The 7400-nt window shown below is 56.4% G+C and carries 6 protein-coding genes and 2 pseudogenes; 3 read left to right on the top strand and 5 right to left on the bottom strand.

Annotated elements, in window-relative coordinates:
* Positions 1-138: 138 nt before the first annotated feature.
* Positions 139-282, bottom strand: coding sequence for a hypothetical protein (locus Q363_RS41520; RefSeq protein ID WP_157467828.1), 144 nt, complete (start codon positions 280-282; stop codon positions 139-141).
* Positions 283-443: 161 nt separating this feature from the next.
* Here Q363_RS41520 and Q363_RS29270 point away from each other — a divergent pair, with 161 nt between their 5' ends.
* Complete coding sequence (locus tag Q363_RS29270; RefSeq protein ID WP_051979503.1) at positions 444-1229, top strand: glucosamine-6-phosphate deaminase; 786 nt, start codon at positions 444-446, stop codon at positions 1227-1229.
* 166 nt (positions 1230-1395) lie between these two features.
* A complete protein-coding gene (locus tag Q363_RS39460) occupies positions 1396-1569 on the top strand; it encodes a PIN domain-containing protein (protein ID WP_084080893.1) in 174 nt (57 codons plus the stop codon).
* Between the two features lie 225 nt (positions 1570-1794).
* Here Q363_RS39460 and Q363_RS29260 read toward each other — a convergent pair whose 3' ends face one another.
* A complete protein-coding gene (locus Q363_RS29260) occupies positions 1795-1989 on the bottom strand; it encodes a hypothetical protein (protein WP_035357763.1) in 195 nt (64 codons plus the stop codon).
* Positions 1990-2415: 426 nt separating this feature from the next.
* Here Q363_RS29260 and Q363_RS29255 point away from each other — a divergent pair, with 426 nt between their 5' ends.
* Positions 2416-2859 (top strand): single-stranded DNA-binding protein, encoded by a 444-nt coding sequence (locus tag Q363_RS29255; protein ID WP_245632549.1) that lies wholly within the window; start codon positions 2416-2418, stop codon positions 2857-2859.
* A gap of 285 nt (positions 2860-3144) precedes the next feature.
* On the opposite strand, the gene Q363_RS29250 is transcribed toward Q363_RS29255, so the two are convergent.
* The 3 genes and pseudogenes from Q363_RS29250 to Q363_RS47120 form a co-directional block, all read right to left on the bottom strand.
* Positions 3145-3717 carry an RES family NAD+ phosphorylase gene (locus tag Q363_RS29250; RefSeq protein WP_035357761.1) on the bottom strand — a complete coding sequence of 191 codons (573 nt, stop codon included), beginning with the start codon at positions 3715-3717 and terminating at the stop codon, positions 3145-3147.
* A 28-nt stretch (positions 3718-3745) separates the two neighbouring features.
* Positions 3746-6523 (bottom strand): annotated as a pseudogene (locus Q363_RS29245) (Tn3 family transposase); the annotation flags it as partial.
* Positions 6524-6594: 71 nt separating this feature from the next.
* A pseudogene (locus Q363_RS47120) lies at positions 6595-6828 on the bottom strand (DUF4158 domain-containing protein); the annotation flags it as partial.
* Between the last annotated feature and the right edge of the window lie 572 nt (positions 6829-7400).

The raw sequence follows: 7400 nt of genomic DNA, 5'->3' as shown, positions 1-7400 counted from the left end.
CTTCTCAGCGCATACCAGGAAGCACTCATGTCCATCGAGCAGTTGCGTGAGCGTATGCCTGCACTGCGCCAGCGCGAACAGTCGGTCCGTGCTGAGTTACAGGCAATCACTGACCAGGCCGACGATAGAGCAACCTTCCTACGCCTCGCGGAGGCCCTCACGGCGTTCCTCGCCCGCCTGCACGATGCTGCTGATACGCTGAGTATCGATGAGCGCCAGCGAATCGTACGGCTTGTTGTGAAAGACGTCTTGATAGGAGAAGACACCATCACCATTCGCCATAGCATCCCAGTCCTGCAGAGCCCCCCGCGAGGCGGTTGCATACCGCCAAGCCAGACAGGTGGCCCAAATTACCTTTTGTGTAAGGGGAGTGATTGCATCATGACTTACAAACCGATGGCTCAGTTGAATCTAATTTGCAAAATCTTACAAGGGAGAAATGCATGACGGAATCGGAGATGGAGATGAAATCTCTTACAGTCGGAACTTTGAAGATCGAGATTCATCCCAACAGCAAGGCTGCCGGACAGGCGGCGGCACGAGCAACTGCGCAAGCGTTGCAACAGTTAGACGCTTTACGAGAGACTATCGGCGTCATCTTTGCAACGGGAGCCTCACAGCTTAATACCCTTCACGCTCTCAACGCAATCGAGGGTCTGCCTTGGCATAAAGTTCGCGGCTTTCATATGGACGAATATATCGGCATACCGGCCGATCATCCGTCTTCTTTCCGCCGGTATCTTCGAGAGAACCTGCCGCAACAGATGCAAATGAAGGAATTCTCTGCGATCGATGGGACAGCCCCGAATCCTCAGCAGGAATGCCGGGACTATGCAGAGAAAGTTCGCTCGGCTGACCCGCAACTCTGTCTGTTCGGAGTCGGAGAAAACGGACACTTGGCCTTCAACGATCCAGCCGAAGCTGACTTCAACGATCCTTTGGATATGAAGATCGTGCATCTTGATACCATATGCCGTCAACAGCAGGCGGCCGAGGGTTGGTTCAATACCTATCAGGAAGTCCCGGAGCGTGCTATCACTCTCACTATTCCCACACTGTTTCGCGTGCCCAAACTGATCGCGATTGTGCCGGGAAGCCGCAAAGCTGACATTATCCGGAGAACCCTAGAAGAGCCAATTTCAACGACGTGCCCGGCTACCATCCTACGCACCCATCCGGACGCAACCCTCTACCTGGACATAGAATCCGCCGCCCACCTAGCTAGATGAAGCATTCCTCTCCAAGTGATAAAGGTAAACCAGGTGCGCGTTGGAATCGTGGGAGCTATTGCTGTACGCGGGCCCTAGTCTGCAAGAACATTGGATATGAGAAACGGTCTGCCAACCCGATCGCTAAAGTGGGTGTAATCTGCGGCTCGAACGCACGCGGCAGTTGATGGACAAGCAAGCTCCTGACGCCCTTGTTACTGGATACCGGCAGCTTGTGCCGGCTCTGAATCTGCCTGACCCAAATGACGGGCATGTTCTCGCGGCCGCGGTACGCGGCGGTGCGAGCATGATTGTCACCAATAATATAAAGGACTTTCCTGCCGAGGCCCTAGTACTGTGACCGCTTGAATGAGTAGTTCAGTTTCAGGCGTGCCAGCTTCCTTGTGAACTTCCACTTGATGGTGATCTTGTGGCGGTTTGCACTGCGATTCCAGGCTTTGGCTTGGCGGCGGAGGGTGACGATATCCCCGATCCTGCGTTTTCCGAGGCATTGGCGGCTAAAGAGGCCAATCTGGGTGTTTTTGACTAAAACCGCGAAAAGTCAATTTTGCCGCAGTGCGGTCAGTCAGTTCGGCTGTTTGGGATCTGCACCTTCCCATTCAATTGCCACCAATTGGCTGACCATCTGGTCGAGATCGACGACCTCGCCGTCGTCTCGGAAGATGTACTTTCCATAGAAGTTCACATGTTTCCAGCTGACCGGACTGATCTGCTTGATGCGGTCGGCCAGCTCAATATTCTTCTCGCGCTCCGCTGTCACGCTGCACTTAAATCCCGGACAAGCTCTTCTTTATTTTCAAGGATTTTCCGGTATTTAGCTGCAACGTTACTGCACGTAAATACCGGAATTTTGTACTTAAATCCCGGACGAACTTTGAGCTGAAGTTTGTCCGCGATTTCCGGGATTTAAGTACAAAACCTGGAAAACGCCCACCGAGCTCACAGCCAATTCGATCACTGCCCTACCCTATGCCACCCTATGCCATTCTTATGTTTCCACCGTCCCATTCACACCGGAATCAGCACCTTCTTCCTCATTTCGTCTGGTGCCCAGTCCGGGATTCAAGTGCATGATGCGTTTCCTAAATCCGGGATTTACCTGCAGTAATTCATCGTCCTTTAAACAAGTCCGGGATTTTAGTGCAGCGCGACAGCAGATTCTGTCCAGTCGCCGAGGGAGTGGGTCGTGACGGCACACCCGTTGGGCAAGCATGTACCGCAGACAGCGGACAAACCAAAGGAACGGGGGCCAACCATCATGTTCAACAAAGTCATCCTCATCGGCCGCCTCGGACAGAACGCAGAAGCCAAAACCACTCAGAACAACAAAGAGTACGTCGTCCTCAACATCGCAACCCAGGAAAGCTGGAAGAACGACAAGGGCGACTACGAGAATCGCACCGAATGGCATCGCGTCTATGCCTGGAGGAATCTCTCGAAGTTCGCCAAGACGCTCCAGAAGGGGCAGCTCGTCACCCTGGAAGGCATTCTCCGATATCGCGAAGTAGAGGATGAGGTCAAAGGGACCACCTTCAAGCACCGGATCGCCGAGATCCACGCCATCAGCATGAAGCGGCTCTCGAAGATCGAGACAGCAGACGATCCCTCGGACGGAGCCGACGACGAATAATCGTCGGCTTTAGGTGGATGAGATTGCGATGATCTCATCCACCGTTGTTTTCAGACACTGATCCAGATACTGTCCCCGGCACAGCGAGCGCTGTTGCGGCCCTGCTGTCTCCGGATTTGAACATCGCTGGACAGCAAAAGCAGAATTTCTGTCGCCCCCCAAAAAGGATAGAGAGCATCCAAAAGGCGACTTCGCCTCCCGGCGCACTACATAAATTTCCGTTTCGTGAGGTGTCCCCAATAACGACATCGGCCATCTCCGCTGACGACCGGCGCGACTACCCACTCAACGAGTTCTTGACGCGATAAGCTTCGCCTGGGCAATCAACTCCGCCTCATTCACTAATTTGAGAGATCCTGCTTTGCAATTAGCCAAGTAGACGATCAGGTTGTCATCGCCACCAGCAACCACGCTCGGGAACACCAAACCCTGGACACCGGCCATTTGAAGATGCGCGGCAAGTTCCATGCTGGGCACAAGCTCGTTGGCCGAAAGACACTTCTTGCGTACAGCAGACACGGGGACGGTGGTGAGATCCAAGACCCGTTCCAAATTGACGGAAACCGCATAGACAACTCGAGGGTACTTGGCGACCGTGATTTGTGCTGCACCGCCGAGTCTAGCCTTTCGCGCCGTTACCTCCTTGCTGGCTCCACTATCCGTCGCTGAAAGGTAGACGGCTTTCGTGCCCGCCGAAGCAAATCGGCCCCCGTTGGCCTGCGTACCTGCCCCGCTGAGAACGTCCTCCGGGTCCATATGTCGATATTCGACGCTACGGAAGTACAAGCCAGCGAGTGGAACCGCGCTGTCGGCCCAGGTGGTAATCGCTACAACCTCGTTATGGTCATTTTTGCCCAACGCCTCGAAAAGGTAAAATTGGCGATTTTCACACGGGTGGCCCGTCCCCCTCTGCTTCGGTCATGGAGCGGTGCCAAAAGTCTTGGTTCTGGTAGCGGGCTGCCAGGGCTTCGATGTCGACCGGTGTCGAGCTGGTCGTGAAGTCGAAGTTTCCGATGAGGTTGATGTTGCGCCAGGCGACGGGCGAGATGCCCTTGAGGATCTTGATGGCTTCTAGATCGGCGGCTGCGACCTTCTGTTCGTAGACGCGCGACAGGAGCAGGGTGTTGTAGAAGATGATGGTGTTGGCGATCAGCCGGGAGCACTCGTTCCATATCTGCTGCTCCGCTTCGGTTTTCACCCGGAATTTGCCTGAGTTGACGTAGGAGATGGCACGGCGCATCCGGTGGTAGGACTCGCCTCGGTTGAGGGCTGTCTGAACGCTCTGCCTCAGAGTGGGATCGTCGATGAAGTCGAGTATGTAGATGGTTCGCCGGATGTTGTCCAACTCCCAAAGCGCTTTCTTGGTTTGGTTCTGGCGGGCGTAGGAGCTCAGCTTACGCACGACCGTAGCCTGGGTCACGTCCTTTTGCGCAAGCGACGCCATGATGCGCTGGATGTTCGGCCATTCCTCGACGATCAAGGCGTCGCGGGTCTTGCGCACTGGCTTGATGAGGCGGCCGGCATGGTGGGCGGAGTGGCGGAAATCGACCAGGCTGGCGATCCTCTTGTGGAGATCGCGGTAGCGCGGCGCGAACTGGTATCCGTCAAAGAACAGCAGCCAGAAGTTGACCTGGTTGGTGCCGTGGGTGTCGGTGGAGTGCCGTTCCGGCTGGATGTCTGTCGTGTTGTTGTGCAGAATGTCGAAGACGAAGTGGGACTCGTGCTCGTGGGTACCGATGATGCGGGCGTTGCAGGGCACGTGGTTGGCGACGAGGGTATACGCGCTCACACCCTTCTTCAAACCGAAGTATTTGCTGCCATGCCTGGCATTGATGGTGGGAACCTGCGTTTCGATGCGCTGGCCGTCGCTGCTGGAGTGCTTGATCCCGTCGATGTCGTACTGGTCGAACATCGCGAGTTCCGCGGTAGCGTTCGAGACGGCATCATTGGCGGTATGCAGCGTCTCGGCCCGCAAGAAATTTCGTGCCGTCGTCATCAGCGCCGAGTGGCCGAGGCCCGACACTTCCGCCATCTTCCAAAGGCCCATGTTGGTTCCCATGGCGACGACGCAGGCGAGCACATGGCGCGGATCGGCCTCCTGCTTCACGTAACGACCCAGAACATGCGTGAAGGCGCTGAGAAACCCAGTCTTTTCTGCGACGAACCGCAAGAGGTCAGCGATGCCGATGCCGGGCAACGGTCCGTAGAACGGGCTGTTGATGGGTTCTTCCTCTGATGGATAGATCAGCGTCCAGCGGCGCTTGTCACCGGTGCCGGCGATCTTGATGTGCTTGTTGTCGCCATTCTCGATCCGCCAGTTGACGCGCTCGAACTTGTCTGCGAGTTCTGTATGGAAGGCGGCCAGCGTCTCTTCGATCGGTGCCAGCAGAACCGGCGCACCGATCTCACGCAGAACCGCGTCCTTGTCCTTCCAACGTTCGGGGCGGATTAGATCGTCTTCGAAGCTGCGGAACTCGTTGCTGTCCCGAACGTATACGTTGCCAGCTTCAAGAGCTCTCCGCAGCAGGCGATAGATGAGGAACTCGTAGCGGTCGACATCGAGCCTCCTGTCCTTGCGTTTTTCGGCTTCGGTGTACATGTAACGCTGCACGCCCTTGGCTATGATGCCTGCCGGGAAGTTGGAGGGGTTCATCTGACGAGGCGAGCTGCCGTGGCGCAAGATCTCCTGCAGGAAGGCGACCGCTTCGAGCAGCGGCACATCCTCGACCAGGCCGGCGAAGTCCAGACTCGCGAACAGATGACGCAGATTGAGCTTGAACTTCGAGTGTAGCGTGCCGTAGAACGACCACTCGAACGCCGTCTTATCGAACTCGATCTTGCACATATACTCCGAGACCTGTGCGAAGCGTTCGGCATCGAGCATGGAGAACGCCTGCTGCCTGACCTTCGAAAAGGGCGTCCAATCCGCGATGGCCGGATCGAGGAACAGATTCAGCACCTGCCCCGCAGCCTGGAGATTCCCGGTCGCCTCTGCCATGGACTCCGCGGCCGCGATCTCGGCCGCGATCTTGGCTTGCTGCTCGTAATCGTCGACCAGATGGATGAAGGCCTCGATCAGGTTGTCGTTGATCTGGCGGAAGCGATGCGAGGCAAAACACAGCAGATACAAGCGGACCGTCGGGACGGCCATCCGCTGCAGCTTGTAGACGGTGTAGAACTGGACCAGTGAGCAGTAGTACTTCACGCTTTCGTTCGATAGGCCAGCAGACGCCAGAAAGGTTTGACCGAACGCGAACAACGGCTGGAAGAACTTGCCGCGCTCGACCTCCTGACGCAACTCGCCATAACTGAAGTCCTTGGGCTCGTGTTTGAGCAGGCTGATCCGGTACATTCCCTCGTCGGCCTCAAGAAGAGCCTCTAGTTGCCGCTCGACCTCCGGGGTCAGCGCGCGACCGAGTAGGCGGGTGATGCGCAAACGTTCTCCGGAGACAGTCCGCCCAACCATGTCCTGCAGGTAGGTGTAGCCCGGTGCGACGAGGCGTCGTTGAGCCAGGTACTGCAAGGCTTCGCGCAGAATGAAGACCGGCTGCGCCGACAGCATCGCCACACGCTGCGCCTTCCCTTCAAGTTCCTTCTTTGCACCGGCATCACAGGATCGGTAGTCGAACAGCTTGAGAATGGCTCTCTGTTGCTCCAGGCGAGTGGGTTTCGAGAGCGGTTGATTTCAGATAGATGCCGCGCGGAGAAGTGGCGACGAAGGATGTGCTCCAGATCGTCTACGACCGCCTGGAGGCCATAGACGAAAAACTGCCGTTTGGCTTTGAAGTATCCAAGCTGAAGAACGAGGTGAACCGCCACCGAAAGTGTCACCACGTCATCGACCAGCTTCAGCTCCGCTGTGCTCAGATCGAAGTAAAGGCGGCGATCGGCTTCGGTAAAGCGGGGCAGGCGATAAAGTTCGTCGACTTCTTGAGCGGTCAGGATCGACAGCCGGGCGTCACGGGCCATGCGCGAAGACTTTCAGGGAAGGCAAGAAGCTCGGAAGAAAGGCGTTAATTGATAGGTGCGTTTACAAGAAGGCCCATCGGCGACCCCAGACATTCAGTGCAAGGGGCAGCCGAGACAGTGAAACGAGGATGGCCGACACCACCCAGCGCGACTGACCCCGCCAATTTTACCTTTTCGAGGCGTTGGGCAAAAATGACCAACTTGGCCTGGGACATTTCGAAGGCCGGAACTGGCGCGGGTTTCATCATCATGCAACTCTATCGATCGCTGCCTATAGCTTCCTGGTTCTGGAGCGGTGCCTTTTTCCCCCCCTCAAGCAACTCGTGGCCAATCAAAGCAGCCCACATCCAGATTCACATACCCCGCGTGCGATCCGACTACACGCCCAGAGGCGCTGCCCGTCCGCACAGAACGGCATAATCCTCAATCCATTACCACCCTGCGCCGACAGATCGCAACCCACCTTGCACGCTCTCTGCCCAGATGTCCCTGTTGTCTGCATCTACGTTTATAACACAGTAGTATTAGAGGTTCGATGGAAAGGGTACTCGCTTCCCTACCGGGTCTTCAGC

It is taken from the genome of Edaphobacter aggregans DSM 19364 (assembly GCF_000745965.1).
Lineage (GTDB): Bacteria > Acidobacteriota > Terriglobia > Terriglobales > Acidobacteriaceae > Edaphobacter > Edaphobacter aggregans.
This window is presented reverse-complemented; position numbering and strand designations above follow the sequence as displayed.

What these genes read in the sequence shown, in the direction of transcription:
- Q363_RS41520 (WP_157467828.1), bottom strand. Translation starts at nt 282, where the DNA reads ATGGCGAATGGTGATGGTGTCTTCTCCTATCAAGACGTCTTTCACAAC.
- Q363_RS29270 (WP_051979503.1), top strand. Translation starts at nt 444, where the DNA reads ATGACGGAATCGGAGATGGAGATGAAATCTCTTACAGTCGGAACTTTG.
- Q363_RS39460 (WP_084080893.1), top strand. Translation starts at nt 1,396, where the DNA reads ATGGACAAGCAAGCTCCTGACGCCCTTGTTACTGGATACCGGCAGCTT.